The sequence below is a fragment of the Micromonospora sp. R311 genome, assembly GCF_056780015.1.
In genome coordinates this window covers 76,150-88,684 of record NZ_JBSWCE010000002.1, presented here as the reverse complement: position 1 = coordinate 88,684, position 12,535 = coordinate 76,150, and the positions used below count along the sequence as shown (strand labels likewise).

Sequence of the window (12,535 nt, the reverse complement as noted above, 5' to 3'; positions counted from 1 at the left end):
CCCGCGCCGACCGGACATGCGGCGGCGGGCGCCGGGACCGTGGTCCCGACGCCCGCCGCCGGCGTACGTCGAACTCAGCCGGCCAGGACGGCGGCGAGCTGGGCGACGGCGTGGTCGATCTCCTCCTCGGTGACCACCAGCGGCGGGGCGAGCCGGATGGTGGAGCCGTGGGTGTCCTTGGCGAGCACGCCGCGTTCGGCGAGCCGCTCGCACGCATGCCGGCCGGTCATCAGCGCCGGGTCGATGTCCAGCCCGGCCCACAGGCCCCGGCCCCGGACCGCGACCAGGCCCTTGCCGATCAGCCCGCGCAGGCCGGCGTGCAGCCGCTCGCCCAGCTCCGCGGAGCGGTGCTGGAACTCGCCGGTGGCCAGCAGCCGGACCACCTCGGTCGCCACCGCGCAGGCCAGCGGGTTGCCGCCGAAGGTGGAGCCGTGCTGGCCGGGCTTGAGCACGCCGAGCACGTCGGCGTCCGCGGCCACCGCGGAGACCGGCACGATGCCGCCGCCGAGCGCCTTGCCCAGCAGGTACATGTCCGGCGTGACACCCTCGTGGTCGCAGGCGAAGGTCGCCCCGGTCCGGCCCAGGCCGGACTGGATCTCGTCGGCGATGAAGAGCACGTTGCGCTCGGTGCAGACCCGGCGCACGCCGGGCAGGTAGCCCTCCGGCGGCACCACGACGCCCTGCTCGCCCTGGATCGGCTCGAGCAGCACCGCCACGGTGTTCTCGTCGATGGCGGCGGTCAGCGCCGCCAGGTCGCCGTACGGCACCACGGTGAATCCGGGGGTGTACGGCCCGAAGTCGGCGCGGGCGTCCTCGTCGGTGGAGAAGCTGACGATGGTGGTCGTCCGGCCGTGGAAGTTGCCCTCGGCGACCACGATGTTCGCCTGCCCGGCCGGTACGCCCTTGACCTGGTAGCCCCACTTGCGGGCGACCTTGATCCCGGTCTCCACCGCCTCGGCGCCGGTGTTCATCGGCAGGACCAGGTCCTTGCCGCAGAGCTCGGCCAGTTCGCGGCAGAAGTCGGCGAACTGGTCGTGGATGAACGCCCGGCTGGTGAGCGTGAGCCGGTCGAGCTGCGCGTGCGCGGCCTCGATCAGCTTGGGGTGCCGGTGGCCGAAGTTCAGCGCGGAGTAGCCGGCCAGGAAGTCGAGGTAGCGGCGGCCGTCCACGTCGGTCAGCCAGGCGCCCTCGGCGGAGGAGATCACCACCGGCAGCGGGTGGTAGTTGTGCGCGGTGTACCGCTCCGCGTCCCGGACGGCTCCCGGCGTCCGCAGCATGTCGTCGACGATCACTTGCTTGCCTTTCCCTGACGGAGTCGCAACGTGCAGCACTTTGGTCCACCGCCGGCCTTGCGCAGCTCGGACAGGTCGACCCCGATGGTCTCGTAGCCCCGGTCGCGCAGCTTCGCGGCCAGGTCGGTGGCCTGGGCGGGCAGCACCACGTGCCGCCCGTCGCTGACCGCGTTGAGCCCCAGCACCTCGGCGTCGGCCATGGTGGCGTGCACCGCGTCCGGGAAGAGCCGGCGCAGCGCGGCCTGGCTGCCCGGCGAGAACGCCTCCGGCAGGTACGCCACGGTGCGCTCGTCGAGCACGGTCAGCGCGGTGTCCAGGTGGTAGAAGCGCGGGTCGACCAGCTGCATGGTGATCACCGGGTAGCCGAAGACCTCCTGCAACTGCGCGTGCGAGGCGTGCGCGGTGCGGAAACCGGTGCCGGCCAGCAGGACGTCACCGGCGAGCAAGATGTCGCCCTCGCCCTCGTTGACGTGCTTCGGGTCGTACATCTCGAAGCCGGCGGCCTCGAACCAGGCGCGGTAGGCGGGGGCCTCGTCGGCGCGCTGCGGGTCGCGGAACTGCACCGCCATCGCCTTGCCGTCGATCACCGTCCCGCCGTTGGCGGCGAAGACCATGTCGGGCAGGCCGGGCACCGGAGCGATCTCCTCGACGGTGTGGCCCAGCTCCCGGTAGACCTGGCGGAGCGCCTCCCACTGCCGGATCGCCAGGTCGGTGTCGACCGGCGCGGTCGGGTCCATCCACGGGTTGATCGCGTAGTCCACGGCGAAGTACGTCGGCCGGCACATCAGAAAGCGCTGGCTGGTGGCGTCCATCGTCATTGTCCTGCTCCCAGGGGTCGGGCGCGCCCGGCCACCGTGGCCCACGGGCTGGCGCCGTTGCTCAACGTTATGCGGCCCGGCCCGGCAGGATCCACCGGCGATGGTTGCGTAGCCCGACCGATCGTTGCGTCTGGGCGCAGCGGAGCGGCGGATCGTTGCGTCTGCGCTCCCCGCGACCGACCGGCGGCCCGAGGACCCCGCCCGGCGCCCGCCACGCCGCGTCGCCCCGGGCCGCGTCCCACCCGTCCGGGATCGCGCAACTTCCTGGATGTAGTGGCCTGGTCCGGTGCCGGAGGCCACTACTCCAGGAAGTAGTGCGATCTTGCGGTTGCCCGGCGGGCATGCCGGGCCGGCGGGTCGCGCGGGCGGCGCGGGCGGGGTGAGGGCGGTGGGGCGGGCGCGGTGGCGGACGGCATGCCGGGCGGGGTGGGGGGCCGGGGTGGAAACGCTTCGGGGGCGGCGAATCGCCGCCCCCGAAAGAGGTCGCCCGGCTGGTGAACCACCAGGCTGATCGGGCTCGCCACCGGTGAACCACCGGTGAGTCGGCCGGCGCACCGCCGGCGGCCCGGACAGTGCCCGCTAGAAGCGGTCGGCAAACTGTGAGTCAAGCCACTCGCGGAACCGCTGCACCCAGTCGCCGTCGGTGGTCGGCCAGTCGAACTGGCCGGTCATCGCCAACACGCCGAGCACCACCGCGCCGAGGCCGAAGGCGATGCCGAACAGGGCGTCGGTCTTGCCGGCGATGTGCCGGCGGCGGGTGGCCATCAGGCCGAGCACGGCGAGCACCGCGCCGACCGCGCCGAGCCCGATGCCGTACCCGGCGAGGGTGCCGGTGAGCACGAAGAGCACTCCGGCCACCCCGACGATCAGGCCGAGCGTGGCGAGCAGGCTGGCCCGCGGCTTCGGGCCGGCCACCACCGGCCGCTCCGCGAGGTCCGGCACCCCGTCGCCGTCCCGGTCCACCGCGCCGTGCCGCCCCGTGCGGTCCCGGTCCGGGTCGACGGTGGCCTCGCGGTCGGCCGGGCGCTCCAGCGCCGGGTCGGGCGGGCCGGCCGGCCGTCGGGTGTCCTCGTCGACCGGTCGGGCGGTGGCGGCCCGCGCGACGGCGGCCCGTTCCGCGGCCCGGCGTTCGGCCTCCGGATCCCGGCCACCGACCGTCCCACCGGCCGTGTTGCTCCGGTAGGTCGTCGCCTCGTCCCGGTCGGCGACCGCCGGCCGGTTCGATCCGTCGCGGCCGTCGGGCCGGTCCGGGCCGGCGTTCGTCGACATGTCCCGGCCGGCGCCGGCCGGAGCGTCCCGGCCGTCGACGCGGCCGTCGAGGTTCTCGTCCCGCGGCGGCGCCGGTTCCGACCGGCGCGACAGCGAAGGAATCTTGACCACAACACACCTCCTGGTGAATGCGTGGTGGCCGATGGAACGGGTGGCACCCACGCGGTATGTCCCCGGGATACCCAGGTGGCTCTTTTCTGACACCGGGCCGCTGGCCAGGCGGCGGGCCGCCCGGTCGCACTCCTGGGCGACCGTCGCCCACTCGGCCGGGCCGGCGACCCGGGCTAGGCTTGGTGGTCGTGCCAGAGGGACACACCATCCACCGTCTGGCGGCCCGCCACGCCGACCTGTTCGCCGGCGACAAGGTGCACGCCGCCAGCCCGCAGGGCCGGTTCGCCGAGGGCGCCGCCCGGCTCAGCGGCACCGTCCTGGCGGCCACCGAGGCGTACGGCAAGCACCTGCTGCACCACCATGCCGACGAGTTGACCCTGCACGTGCACCTCGGGCTGTACGGGAGGTTCACCGACGGCGTCGGAGCGCCGCCCGAGCCGGTCGGCCAGGTGCGGCTGCGGCTGGCCAGCGACCGGCACTGGCTCGACCTGCGCGGCCCCACCGCCTGCGAGTTGCTCACCCCGCCCGAGGTGGCGGCGCTGCGCGACCGGCTCGGCCCGGACCCGCTGCGCGCCGACGCCGACCCGGAGCGGGCGTACGCCCGGATCTCCCGCAGCCCGACGCCGCTGGCCGCGTTGCTGCTGGACCAGTCGGTGGTGGCCGGCACCGGGCTGATCTTCGTCACCGAGGCGCTGTTCCGGGCGGGGCTGTCGCCGACGCTGCCCGGCCGGGGGCTGACCCGGGCCGGCTGGGAGCGGCTCTGGGCCGACCTGGTGGCGCTGATGGGCCGGGCCGTGGTGAGCGGGCGGATCGACACCGTCCGGGACGCCCACCTGCCCGAGGCGATGGGGCGGCCGGCGCGGGTCGACCGGCACGGCGGCGAGGTGTACGTCTACCGCCGGCCGGGCGCGCCCTGCCACGTCTGCGGGACGGCGGTCAGCCGCGGCGGGCTGGCCGGCCGCAACCTCTACTGGTGCGCCACCTGCCAACCGGCCTGACCCGCCCGCCGGCCCCGAGCGGTCCACCCGCCCCACGCCCACCGCGGCGCCGTGCCGCCCGGGGTCGCACCCGCCCTTCCGAGGCCGGTTTCGCCACCCCCCGCCGCCGGCGCGACGAAGGGTCGGCGGGGTTCAGTCGCCGTCCAGCAGCCAGCGGACCACCTCGACCTGGCGGGGGAAGACCTGGTCCTCGCCGATGCTCCAGGCCAGCGTCTGGCCGATCGTCCAGCCGCGCGCCCGCTCCCGGTCCAGCCCCAGCTCCGCGGTGAGCCGGTCCAGGCGATGGCGGACGGCCGCGGGGGAGTGGCCCAGCTCCGCGCCGCGGACCAGGGACGCCACCCCGAACTCCCGCTCTCCGGCCAGCGGCTTCGGGTCGATGACCAGCCACGGTTCCCGGGCGGCCCGCAGCACGTTGCCGGCGTGCAGGTCCTGGTTGACCAGCACCGGCTCGCCCTGGCTCGGGACCAGCTCGGCCAGCACCCCGAGCGCCGCGTCGAGCAGCCGCCGCTCGTACGGGCGGCCGGCGCGGTCCCACTTGACCGGCAGCCGTTCCGCCCAGCCGGCCGCCTCCTCGGCCAGCGGGGTGAACGGCGCGCCGGCCGGCCGCCAGAGCCGGGGGAGCAGCTCCACCAACACGCCGAGCGCCTCCTCGGGCGGCACGGCGTGCAGCGGCGTACCGGGTTCGCAGCGCTCCACCAGCAGCGCCCGTCGGGCCGGGTCGTGCCCGAGCAGCCGGACCGCCCCGCCGCCGGCCCACCGGTCGAGGGCGGTCGCCTCGTGCTCGCTGTCCGGCTCCGGGTACTGCACCTTGAGCACCGCCGGCGTACCGTCGGGCAGCTCGGCCGGCAGGGCCAGGGAGGCGAACGCGTACGCGAACGGCGGGCCGACCCGCAGCGACCACCGCTCGACGCAGGTGGCCAGCCGCTCCGGCAGGGCGGCCAGCCACGCCCGGCCGGCCGGCGACGCGCGCACCCAGTCCAGCCCGGACGGGATCTCCACCTGCATCCGGCCATCCTGGACCGGATCCGGCCGGGCTGTACAACCGACTCCGGGCGGGGCGGGCGCCCGGCCGTACCCGCGGCGGCGGCCCGGCCGGCCGTCACCACGCTCAGCGGAGCCGGCGGATGTCGCCGTACGCCCGGTAGAACCCGCCCCGGCCGGACTCGCGGACCTCGGTGACCAGGTAGCGGGCGCCGGGCTCGCGGATGCCCTTGGGGAACTGCACCGACCAGTCCCGGCGGTAGCCGGTGGAGAGCACGTGCACCCGGAGCCGGCCGCGGTCCTCCACGCACTGCACCACCACGCCGCCGTCGACGTCGCTGGTCACCTCCACCGCCGTCCACGCCGCCGGTTCGGGCAGCCGGGGCGGGGCCTTGACGTCGACCACGTCGGGGACGCTGCCCGCCTCGGCCGCCCGGATCGCCGGCTCGCTGGCGTCGATGCAGGCGAGGTGGCCACCGGTGGTGACCACGTAGAGCCGCTCGTCGTGGTACTGCATCGAGTAGGCCGAGCCGCAGCCGGTGCCGAGCTTCCACAGCCGGTTGCCGGCCGCGTCGAAGCAGTAGACCGAGGACTGGCTGTCGCCGGCGAAGACGTACCGGCCGCCCTCGGCGGTGGCGCAGGAGAAGACCGGGGCGTCGCACCGGTAGGTGCGCTCGACCCGGCCGTCCTTGGCCAGCCGCACCACCTCCCGGCTGCCGGTGCCGGCGAACACCGCGCCGGGCTCCTGCCAGCCGAAGAGCACCGAGCCCGTCCGGGTGTGCCACAGTTCCCGGCCGCTACGCCAGTCGTAGCCGGTCACCCCCTGCGAGTGGCCGTGGTAGAGCGCGTCGGTGTCGCAGCGGACCATCCAGGCGGAGCGGCCCCGCCCCGGCCGGCGCCAGAGGAACTCGTCCTCGTGGTCGATGGCGGCGATCCCGCCGTCGGCGTCGGAGACACCGAGCACGCCGTCGTGGATGTCCAGCCAGTAGATGTCGATCTCGGGCGCGATCGCGTACGCCACCCGGGGCACCTTGCCGGACAGGTCGTAGACGTTGCCGTCGTCGCAGCCGGCGTAGATCCAGGCGTCGTCGGCGACGATGCACTTCACCCCGTCGGGAAGGCGGACCTGGTCGAGCACCCGCGCGTCGTGGCTGAGCGTCGTGATCACCCCGCGCTCGTTGCCGACCATGCAGCTCTGCCCGTCGACGAAGATGCCGAAGGCCGGGGCGCCGGAGTCGTAGCGCCAGAGCACCGGCGCGGTGCGGGCGGTGGAGCGGGTGCTGACGATCTGCCGGCGGGACACCGCGCGCTTCTGCCGGACCCCGCGCACCGCCGGGGCGTAGCCCCTGCGGATCTTCTCGCCGATCTTCTTCGCCGCCGCCGCGCGGGCCCGGGCGTTGTCCGCGAAGGTGGTCGTCTTGACCTGGCCCTGGTCGCCGATCCGGCCGTACCGCACGGTCAGCGCGGTGTCGTCCACCACGACCTCGTAGAACTTGTGCGCGCTACCGTCCACTTCGGACAGTTCGAGGTAGGTCGTCTCCTGCGACATGGGGGCCTCCGAGGGGGATCAGCTACCGGCCCGACGTGGCCGGCGCGGCGACAGCGGGCACACGCTAACCACTCCCTGCGACAAGATCGGGTGCGTCTGTTGTCGCTCCAACGACAACAACCGCACCCGACGCCGACACGGGCGCGGAACCGACAGCGTGCGGGGCGTCAGCGGCCGGAGCCGACCAACGCGTCCACGGCCTTGCGGGCGGCGATCAGCACCGGATCCCAGACCGGCGCGTACGGCGGGGCGTAGCCCAGGTCCAGCGCCGTCATGTCGTCCACCGTCATCTTGTTCCACAGCGCCACGGCCAGCGTGTCGATCCGCTTGGCCGCCTCGGACCAGCCGACGATCTGCGCGCCGAGCAGCCGCCCGCTGGGCTTCTCGGCGATCAGCTTCACCGCCATCGGCCGGGCGCCCGGGTAGTAGCCGGCGCGGTTGGTCGACCGGGCGATCACCGAGATGAACTCGAAGCCGGCGGCGACCGCGTCCCGCTCGCGCAGGCCGGTGCGCCCCACCTCCAGGTCGCAGACCTTGGTGACCGCGGTGCCGATCACCCCGGCGAAGGTGGCGTAGCCGCCGCCGATGTTGATCCCGGCGACCCGGCCCTGCTTGTTGGCGTGGGTGCCCAGCGGCACGTGCACCGGCATCCCGCTGACCCGGTGCAGGGTCTCCACGCAGTCGCCGGCCGCCCAGACGTCCGGCACCCCGGGCACCCGCATCCGGCGGTCCACCCGGACCGCGCCGCTGGGGCCCAGCGGCAGGCCGGCGGCCCGGGCGAGCGCGACGTTGGGGCGTACGCCCAGGCCGAGCACCACGACGTCGGCCGGGATCGGCCCCTCCGTGGTGACCACCGCGGACACCCGGCCGTCGCGCTCCTCGAGCCCGGTCACCGTGAGGCCGGTGCGGATGTGCATGCCCAGCCCGCGCATCGCGTCGACGACCAGCTCGGCCATGTCCGGGTCGACCGTGGACATCGGCTGCTCGTCCCGCTCGACCAGGGTGACCGAGAGCCCGCGTTGGATCATCGCCTCGGCCATCTCCACGCCGATGTAGCCGCCACCGACCACCACCGCGTGGCGCGGCGGCGGGTCGGCCTCCAGCCAGTCCCGCAGCGCCGCGCCGTCGTCGAGGGTCTGCATCCCGAACACCCCGCCGACGCCGGTGCGGGCCCAGTCCGGCCGCACCGGGTCCGCGCCGGTGGCGTACATCAGAATGTCGAACCCCGCGCGGACCTCGTCGCCGCGCTCGAGGTTCCGGGCGACCACCTCGCGCCGGTCGAGGTCGATGGCGGTCACCTCGTGCCGGAGCCGGACGTCGATGTCGAACGACTCGCGGAACGTCTCCGGGGACCGGGCGATCAACTGATCCCGCTCCGGCACCACACCACTGATCCAGTACGGGATGCCGCACGCGGAGTACGAGGTGAAGTGGCCCCGCTCGAACGCGACGATCTCCAGGTCGCCGCGGTCGCGGCGGCGTCGGGCCTGGGACGCCGCCGCCATCCCGGCGGCGTCCGCCCCGATCACGATCAACCGCTGCGCCACGTGCATCATCCTGTCACGGACGGCTCAGCCGCGGGTCTGTCGCGCGACGTCCGCCACCACGTCGGCCAGCCGGCCGGTGCGGGCGAAGACGGCCCGCTGCCGGGCCGCGCCGCTGCCGTGCCGGCGCAGCCCGCCCAGCAGGTCGGTCACCTCGGCCAGGTCGCCGTGCCGCTCCAGGGCCGGGCCGACCCGCGCCACCAGGGCGTCCAGCAGCTGCCAGGCCGGGCGCAGCTCACCGTCGGTGAGGTCCACCGCGTCGCCCTCCAACCCGTCGTGGGCGGCCCGCCAGTGGGCGCCGACGAGCAGGTGGTGATCGGTGCGGATGGCCGGCCGGCCCGCCGCGATGTCCGCCATGGCGGTCGCCACCAGCGCCCGGACCAGCGCCGCGACCAGCACCGCGTCGTCCACCGACGGGCAGACGTCCCCGATCCGGATCTCCACCGTCGGGTACTTCGCGGACAGCCGGGCATACCAGTAGAGCATCCCCTCGTCGAGCATCACGCCGCTGGCGACGAGCTGCCGGATCAGCCGCTGGTAGTGCTCGTGGGAGTCCAGGAACGGGGTGGGCGCCACCGAGGGCCAGCGCTCCCACTCCACCGAGCGCCAGCTCGCGTACCCGGTGTCCTCGCCCCGGGCGAACGGGGAGTTGGCGGTCACCGCGTGCAGCGTGGGCAGCCAGGGTCGAACGTGGTTGAGCACCTGCACGCCGGTCTCCGCGTCGGGCACCCCCACGTGCACGTGCATGCCGTTGTTGCCGGGGCCGGGGACCAGCAGCCGGTACCGCTCGACCATGCGGTCGAACCGGGGCTTGTCGACCACCGGCGGGACCGGGCCGTCGACCGGCCCGGTGCCGATCGCCAGCAGCCGTACGCCGGCTCGCTCCGCGGCGTCGGCGAGCGCGGTGCGCAGCAGGCCGAGGGAGTGCCGGATCGAGCTCAGTTCCAGCCCGGGCGGGCTGCCGATCTCGATCTGGCTGGTCTGGAACTCCCGCTCCACCTGGCCGCGCAGCTCCGCCGGCACCTGCTCGAGGACCAGGTCGACGGCGGGCACCGCGGCCCCGGTGTGCGGGTCGACGAGCAGGAACTCCTCCTCGACACCCACCGTGAGCAGGTCGGTTCCCTCCGCCGTCGCGCCCGGGGCCGTCGCCACCTGGCCGGTCATCGTGACCACCATCCGTTTCCGCACCGTCGACGGCCGTCCGGCCGCCGTGTCGGCAGTGGTTACCCCCCGTGGTCGTGGCCGGAAACGCCCGTGCCGGCGCGTCGGCGGCGTGTCGCGTCCGGCGGCCGGCGCGATGGCCGGAGGTGGCGTGACAACGGGTCCTAGGCTGGGCCCGTGCCGGGGACGCCGAGGTTGCTGCTGGGGGCGTGGGTCTACGCGCTCGCCCAGCTGACGCTGTTCGCGGACCGCCCGGCCGAGCTGCTGGCCGGCGCCGCGCTGGTGCTTCTCGTCGCGCTGCTCGCGGTGCAGGCCGCTGCCACCGCCGGCGCCCCGGCGGCCTTCGGGCGGGCGACCGCGCTGCGGGCCCGGGCCCGGCGTCGACGGGTGCCCCGCCAGATCGATCCCGACGCCCCCGGCCGACCCCGGCCCCGGGCGCCCGGCATCCGCCCCTCGGCCGCGTAGCGACCCGCCGCGCGGCCGATTCCGCCGCCATCGCGCCCGCGCCGGACCTGCTCTCCGGCGGGCGCCCACCGGAATCGGACCGAGGGGTTCACCCATGCTCGCCTTCGCACCACTGCACGACGCCGTCGGCGCCGCCGGCGCCGCCCTGTCCTGGCTCACCGCCCTGCTCGAACCGCTGGCCGGCGGCACGGCCACGGCCACCGTCGCCGCCATCGTCCTGCTCACCGTCGCCGTCCGGCTGCTGATCTCACCGCTCACCGTGGCGCAGGTCCGCGGCGAGCGGCGCCGCGCCGCGCTCGCCCCCCAGGTCCGCGACCTGCAGCGGCGGTACGCCGACGACCCGGCGCGGTTGCAGTCCGAACTCTTCTCGCTCTACCGCTCGGCCGGCGCGAACCCGGTCAGCGGCTGCCTGCCGCTCCTGCTCCAGGCGCCGGTCCTGCTGGTGATGTACCGGCTCTTCAGCACCGCCGAGGGCGGCACCGGGCTGCTCGACGAGCGGCTCGCCGGGGTGCCGCTCGGGCACCACCTGGCCGACGGGCTGGCCGGTGCCGTGTTGCCGCTGTTCGGCGTCCTGCTGGCGCTGCTGGTGGCGCTGGCCTGGTGGACGTCGCGCCGGATGCGGCGGGCCAGCGCCGCGACCGGGACGGTGGCCGGCGCGCCGGTGGAGGGGCCGGGCGCGGCCACGCTGGGTCGGCTGCTGCCGCTGCTGCCGTACGCGACGGTGCTGGTGGCGCTGGTGCTGCCGCTCGCCGCGGTGATCTACCTGGTCACCACCACCGCGTGGTCGGCGCTGGAACAGCTGGTGCTGCGCCGCCCGCAGCCGGCTCCGGCCGGGGCGGACATCGATCGACGTTGACAACTGCGTCCGGCGCACGTACAACTCCTGTGAGAGCGCTCTCTTGCCCCGTCCCCGCAGAGAGGCACGCCCATGGAACCTGCCCCGGCGGCTCGCGCCGCCCTGCCCGCGCGACGCCGGCTCCCGCTGGCGTTGGCACTGCTCACCGCCACCACCACCGTCCTGGCCGGGGTCACCGTGACCGCCGACGCCGCGGTGCCGCCCCCGGCATCGGGGTGGAGTCTGGTGTGGAGCGACGACTTCACCGGCGCGGCCGGCACGCTGCCGTCCGCCAGCAACTGGATCATCGACACCGGGACCAGCTACCCCGGCGGGCCGCCCAACTGGGGCACCGGTGAGATCCAGACGTACACCGCCAGCACCGCCAACGTCAGCCACGACGGCGGCGGCAACCTGCGGATCACCCCGCTGCGCGACGGCTCCGGCCGGTGGACCTCCGCCCGCATCGAGACCGTCCGCAGCAACTTCAAGCCGCCGTCCGGCGGCGTGCTCGCCATCGAGGGCCGGATCCAGATGCCGAACGTCACCGGTGCCGCGGCGGCCGGCTACTGGCCGGCGTTCTGGGCGCTCGGCTCGCCCTACCGGGGCAACTACCAGAACTGGCCGGGCATCGGCGAGTTCGACGTGATGGAGAACGTCAACGGCATCAACTCGGTGTGGGGGGTGCTGCACTGCGGCGTCGCCCCGGGCGGGCCGTGCGACGAGTTCAACGGCATCGGCGCGTCCCGGGCCTGCCCGGGCAGCACCTGCCAGTCGGCGTTCCACACCTACCGGTTCGAGTGGGACGCCGCGGTCAGCCCCCAGCAGCTGCGCTGGTACGTCGACGGGCAGCTCTACCACACGGTCAGCCAGTCCCGGGTCGGCGAGCCGTACTGGTCGCAGATGACCACCCACGCCGGCTACTTCCTGCTGCTCAACGTGGCCATGGGCGGGGCGTTCCCGAACGGGGTGGCCGGCGGCGCCACGCCGACCGCCGCCACCGTGCCGGGCCGGCCGATGCTGGTCGACTACGTCGCGGTCTACAGCCGGGGCGGCGGCAGCACCCCGCCGCCGACCACCCCGCCGCCGGGCGGCACGCGGGACGCGTACGCGACCATCCAGGCGGAGTCGTTCAACGCCCAGAACGGCGTCATCGTCGAGGCGTGCGCCGAGGGCGGGCAGAACATCGGCGCGCTGCGCAACGGCGACTGGGTGCGCTTCGACAACGTGGAGTTCGGCGCCACCCCGCCCCGCGACTTCCTGGCCCGGGTCGCCTCGGGCGCCGGCGCCGGGGTGAGCGGCCTGGTGGAGGTCCGGCTGGACAGCCCGACCAGTCCGCCGATCGGCAGCTTCGCGATCGGCAACACCGGCGGTTGGCAGAGCTGGCGTTCCGTCCCCGGCAACGTCGCCGGGGTCACCGGCCGGCGCACGGTCTACCTGACCTTCAGCAGCGGCCAGCCGAACGACTTCGTCAACGTCAACTGGTTCACCTTCCGCCGCTGAGTCGTACCG

The 12,535-nt window shown here is 74.9% G+C and carries 11 protein-coding genes; 4 read left to right on the top strand and 7 right to left on the bottom strand.

Features of this window, described 5'->3' with window-relative positions:
* Positions 1 to 74: 74 nt before the first annotated feature.
* The 3 genes from rocD to AC1WTP_RS01765 form a co-directional block, all read right to left on the bottom strand.
* The gene (rocD, locus tag AC1WTP_RS01775) at positions 75 to 1,289 is read right to left on the bottom strand and encodes an ornithine--oxo-acid transaminase (RefSeq protein WP_481647663.1); all 1,215 of its coding nucleotides are present in this window, start codon (positions 1,287 to 1,289) and stop codon (positions 75 to 77) included.
* Entirely contained in the window at positions 1,289 to 2,104 is an 816-nt protein-coding gene (gene ddaH / locus AC1WTP_RS01770) for a dimethylargininase (RefSeq protein WP_447138934.1), read from the bottom strand. Before ddaH ends, rocD begins: the two co-directional genes overlap by 1 nt.
* Positions 2,105 to 2,689: 585 nt before the next feature.
* Positions 2,690 to 3,490 carry a thrombospondin gene (locus AC1WTP_RS01765; protein ID WP_481647486.1) on the bottom strand — a complete coding sequence of 267 codons (801 nt, stop codon included), beginning with the start codon at positions 3,488 to 3,490 and terminating at the stop codon, positions 2,690 to 2,692.
* A gap of 188 nt (positions 3,491 to 3,678) precedes the next feature.
* Between AC1WTP_RS01765 and AC1WTP_RS01760 the strand changes: the two genes are divergently transcribed.
* Positions 3,679 to 4,488 carry an Fpg/Nei family DNA glycosylase gene (locus AC1WTP_RS01760; protein ID WP_481647485.1) on the top strand — a complete coding sequence of 270 codons (810 nt, stop codon included), beginning with the start codon at positions 3,679 to 3,681 and terminating at the stop codon, positions 4,486 to 4,488.
* Between the two features lie 132 nt (positions 4,489 to 4,620).
* Here AC1WTP_RS01760 and AC1WTP_RS01755 read toward each other — a convergent pair whose 3' ends face one another.
* From AC1WTP_RS01755 to AC1WTP_RS01740, 4 genes are all read right to left on the bottom strand, one after another.
* Positions 4,621 to 5,493, bottom strand: a complete 873-nt coding sequence (locus tag AC1WTP_RS01755) for an aminoglycoside phosphotransferase family protein (RefSeq protein ID WP_481647484.1) — start codon at positions 5,491 to 5,493, stop codon at positions 4,621 to 4,623.
* Between the two features lie 103 nt (positions 5,494 to 5,596).
* On the bottom strand, positions 5,597 to 7,018 hold the full coding sequence (locus tag AC1WTP_RS01750; protein ID WP_481647483.1) for a WGR domain-containing protein: 1,422 nt from the start codon (positions 7,016 to 7,018) through the stop codon (positions 5,597 to 5,599).
* A gap of 167 nt (positions 7,019 to 7,185) precedes the next feature.
* Positions 7,186 to 8,565, bottom strand: a complete 1,380-nt coding sequence (locus AC1WTP_RS01745) for an FAD-dependent oxidoreductase (RefSeq protein ID WP_481647482.1) — start codon at positions 8,563 to 8,565, stop codon at positions 7,186 to 7,188.
* 24 nt (positions 8,566 to 8,589) lie between these two features.
* Positions 8,590 to 9,726 carry a carboxylate-amine ligase gene (locus AC1WTP_RS01740; RefSeq protein ID WP_481647481.1) on the bottom strand — a complete coding sequence of 379 codons (1,137 nt, stop codon included), beginning with the start codon at positions 9,724 to 9,726 and terminating at the stop codon, positions 8,590 to 8,592.
* Positions 9,727 to 9,900: 174 nt separating this feature from the next.
* On the opposite strand from AC1WTP_RS01740, the gene AC1WTP_RS01735 reads away from it, so the two are divergent.
* The 3 genes from AC1WTP_RS01735 (at position 9,901) to AC1WTP_RS01725 (ending at position 12,526) form a co-directional block, all read left to right on the top strand.
* Entirely contained in the window at positions 9,901 to 10,188 is a 288-nt protein-coding gene (locus AC1WTP_RS01735; RefSeq protein WP_481647480.1) for a DUF6412 domain-containing protein, read from the top strand.
* Between the two features lie 94 nt (positions 10,189 to 10,282).
* Positions 10,283 to 11,044, top strand: a complete 762-nt coding sequence (locus AC1WTP_RS01730; RefSeq protein ID WP_481647479.1) for a YidC/Oxa1 family membrane protein insertase — start codon at positions 10,283 to 10,285, stop codon at positions 11,042 to 11,044.
* 72 nt (positions 11,045 to 11,116) lie between these two features.
* Positions 11,117 to 12,526 carry a carbohydrate-binding protein gene (locus AC1WTP_RS01725; protein WP_481647478.1) on the top strand — a complete coding sequence of 470 codons (1,410 nt, stop codon included), beginning with the start codon at positions 11,117 to 11,119 and terminating at the stop codon, positions 12,524 to 12,526.
* The last annotated feature ends 9 nt before the right edge of the window (positions 12,527 to 12,535 follow it).

Coding starts and splice junctions, on each gene's coding strand:
- ddaH (WP_447138934.1), bottom strand. CDS start 2,104: ATGGACGCCACCAGCCAGCGCTTTCTGATGTGCCGGCCGACGTACTTC.
- AC1WTP_RS01755 (WP_481647484.1), bottom strand. CDS start 5,493: ATGCAGGTGGAGATCCCGTCCGGGCTGGACTGGGTGCGCGCGTCGCCG.
- AC1WTP_RS01750 (WP_481647483.1), bottom strand. CDS start 7,018: ATGTCGCAGGAGACGACCTACCTCGAACTGTCCGAAGTGGACGGTAGC.
- AC1WTP_RS01740 (WP_481647481.1), bottom strand. CDS start 9,726: ATGACCGGCCAGGTGGCGACGGCCCCGGGCGCGACGGCGGAGGGAACC.
- AC1WTP_RS01730 (WP_481647479.1), top strand. CDS start 10,283: ATGCTCGCCTTCGCACCACTGCACGACGCCGTCGGCGCCGCCGGCGCC.
- AC1WTP_RS01725 (WP_481647478.1), top strand. CDS start 11,117: ATGGAACCTGCCCCGGCGGCTCGCGCCGCCCTGCCCGCGCGACGCCGG.